This is a genomic window from Ilumatobacter sp. (genome assembly GCF_049588435.1).
Classification (GTDB): domain Bacteria; phylum Actinomycetota; class Acidimicrobiia; order Acidimicrobiales; family Ilumatobacteraceae; genus Ilumatobacter_A.
The window spans coordinates 1-2,945 of the sequence record NZ_JBAVYV010000246.1 but is presented as its reverse complement, the minus strand read 5'-3'; the positions used below and the strand labels follow the sequence as shown (position 1 = coordinate 2,945).

Genomic DNA, 2,945 nt, shown 5'->3' with positions numbered 1-2,945 from the left:
CACTGCCGCGCCTCGATACCGGCGGACGGGGATGGGTACGTTCGAGCATCGAGGCACTGCGTTCGCTGAGATACGGTGCGCTCTCGTCAATCCGAGACACACGGAGGATTCGTGGCACTACCCGGTTTCCAATCGACGCGGCCCCGGTTCGGCCGCATGACCGTCGCACCGCGCATCGCCGGTTGGGTGGTGGCGGCCACGCTGGCACTGGCAGCGTGCGGCAGCGCCGATGACGGGTCGACCGTCTCGACCGAGCCCCCCGATCCCGTGATCGAGCTCCCCGCTGCCGTCGAGCAGACCGTGCTCGGTCAGCCGATCGTGTATCCCACCGATGGTGCAGCGGAGTTGACGGTCGACGTCGTCACGCTGCAGCCGGGCGACGAGACCGGCTGGCATCACCACAACACCCCGATGGTGGGATACATCCTCGACGGTCGCCTGACCGTCGACTACGGCGACGACGGTTCGCGCACATACGAAAAGGGCGAGGCCATCATCGAAGCGATCGACACATCGCACAACGGACAGGCGATCGGCGACGACCCGACTCGAATTCTGGTCGTCAACATCGGCGCGTCCGGAATCGAGAACACCGCCGCCGACTGAGCTGCGCGCGTACATGCAGAACGCGCCTGACCACGTAGAATCGATCCGTCGTGCGGCTCGCCTGCAGAAGCACGCGCCTTCTGAAAGGATTCGAAGATGGCAGCAAACTCGGTAATGACTCACCGCAACGTGGGTGTGTTGACGGTTGCAGCCGTCGAGGCTCCGGAGATCGTGACGTCCGCGTGGATCGACGAACAACTGAGCGAGACCTACGCGCGCACCGGACTGAGCGCTGGAATCCTGTCCGACCTCGCCGGGATCGACGCACGTCGTTGGTGGCCCGAAGACACGACCTTCGACCAGGCCGCTGCCAGCGCAGGACGCAAAGCGCTCGACGAATCCGGGATCGACCCCGACGCGGTCGGGATGCTCATCTCGACGTCGGTCTGCAAGGACCACCTCGAGCCGTCGGTCGCCTGTGCCGTCCACAACCAACTCGAGCTCGCCCCGAGTTGTCTGAACTTCGACGTCGGCAACGCCTGTCTCGGATTCATCAACGGGATGCAGATCGCCGCGGCCGCGATCGATGCCGGATCGATCGACTATGCGCTGATCGTCGACGGTGAGGGGAGCCGCCACACCCAGCAGACGACGATTGCGCGTCTCCAGGACCCGAACGCGTCGGCGGACGACGTCTTCGCCGAGTTCGCGTCGCTGACGCTCGGCTCGGGTGCCGCAGCTGCGGTGCTGTGCCGTTTCGACCAGCACCCCGAAGCCCACCGACTGGTCGGCGGAATCGCGCGCAGCGCCACCCAGCACAACCAGCTCTGCATCGGCGACCTCGACCGGATGCGCACCGACTCGCACGGACTGATGATCGCGGGGCTCGAACTCGCCGAAGCGGCGTGGAAGCACAGCGGGCACGACTTCGACTGGGAAGTCGGAATGGATCACTACATCATCCACCAGGTCAGCCAGCGACACACCGAACTGCTGTGTGAGCGCCTCGGCATCGATCCGGATCGCTGCCCGCGTACCTTCCCGCAGTTCGGCAACGTCGGGCCCGCAGCGATTCCGATCACGTTGGCATCCGTGCAGGACACGATCCAGCCGGGCGAGCGCGTGCTGTGCATGGGAATCGGCTCGGGACTCAACACGAGTTTCACCGAAATCGTCTGGTGACGTCCCCCCGGTCAGCGACACCCGACCGGCCCGCCGAGGCGACATGGCGCTCCTGGGGGATCGACCCGGCTTGGTCGCGTCAACTCGACGTTCCCAGCCACGACGGGTCCACCCATCGGTGGCACCTGCTCGACACCGGGCCCGGCGAGTCGGGCGCGGTGACGATTCTGTGTGTCCACGGCAACCCCACGTGGGCGTACGCGTGGAAGTCGTTCCTCGATCGCTTCGGGAGCGCCCACCGTGTTGTAGCGATCGATCAGTTGGGGATGGGGTACAGCGAACGACTCGATCCCTCCAATGGCGCACGTCGGTACGCCGATCGGGTTGCCGACCTCGCTGACCTGACCGAGCGATTGGGCCTGATCGACGAGGCGTCAGCGTCGGGGATCGTGCTTGCGGCCCACGACTGGGGCGGAGCGATCGCATTGGGGTGGGCCGTCGATCACGCAGACGACGTGGCCGCGATGGTGCTGTGCAATACCGGGATCGCCGTGCCCGCCGGTCGCAGGGCGCCCAAGATCATCCGGTTGGCAGCGTCGGGACCCCTGCGCGACCTGGTGTGTCGGCGAACGTCGGCGTTCGTCGAGGGAACGGTCCGCCTGTCGGGGCGACGCATCACGCGTCAGGATCGGATCGCATTCCGGGCGCCGTACCGGCATGCGGAGTGGCGCCGTTCGATCGCCGATTTCGTGGGTGACATCCCGCTGGGAGATGTCACACGAGATGACGATCACCCGTCCGCAGGAGCGCTCGTCGAGGTCGCAAGCAAACTCGACGCGATCGAGTCGCCGGTGTTGCTCGCGTGGGGCGCGAACGACATCGTGTTCGATGACGACTTCGCGCAGGACCTGTTGGAGCGATTGCCGAACGCCCGGCTGGAACGCTTCGCCCGGGCGAACCACCTCGTGATGGCCGAGACCGACGTCGTTTCAGCGGTCGACGCGTTCCTTCGCGACCTCGACGACGGGTCGAGCGAGAAGCCCGACGACCCCGCTCCCTCGTCCGTGACGGCGACCACGCCGTCCGACAGCGCGATCACGCCGCGCACCGGACCCACCGCGTCCACGGTGTTCGACGGGCTGCGTCGGCGGGAAGGCGACGATGCGATCGCGATCTCGGATCTCGCAGCGCGCGAATCCATCGACTTCGCGACGTTCGCTCGACGCGTCGACGCCGTTGCGGCCGGCCTCGTCCGTCGTGGCCTCGCTCCGGGAGAC

At 66.7% G+C, this 2,945-nt stretch carries 3 protein-coding genes; all 3 read left to right on the top strand.

What is annotated here, in order from left to right; translation table 11 throughout:
* The first annotated feature begins 156 nt into the window (after positions 1-156).
* Positions 157-606, top strand: a complete 450-nt coding sequence (locus tag WBV89_RS09770) for a cupin domain-containing protein (protein WP_423981149.1) — start codon at positions 157-159, stop codon at positions 604-606.
* A 96-nt stretch (positions 607-702) separates the two neighbouring features.
* A complete protein-coding gene (locus WBV89_RS09765) occupies positions 703-1,728 on the top strand; it encodes a 3-oxoacyl-ACP synthase III (RefSeq protein WP_423981148.1) in 1,026 nt (341 codons plus the stop codon).
* A partial coding sequence (locus WBV89_RS09760) for an alpha/beta fold hydrolase (protein WP_423981147.1) occupies positions 1,725-2,945 on the top strand: 1,221 nt, incomplete at its 3' end. The genes WBV89_RS09765 and WBV89_RS09760, both read left to right, overlap by 4 nt.

Coding starts and splice junctions, on each gene's coding strand:
- WBV89_RS09770 (WP_423981149.1), top strand. CDS start 157: ATGACCGTCGCACCGCGCATCGCCGGTTGGGTGGTGGCGGCCACGCTG.
- WBV89_RS09765 (WP_423981148.1), top strand. CDS start 703: ATGGCAGCAAACTCGGTAATGACTCACCGCAACGTGGGTGTGTTGACG.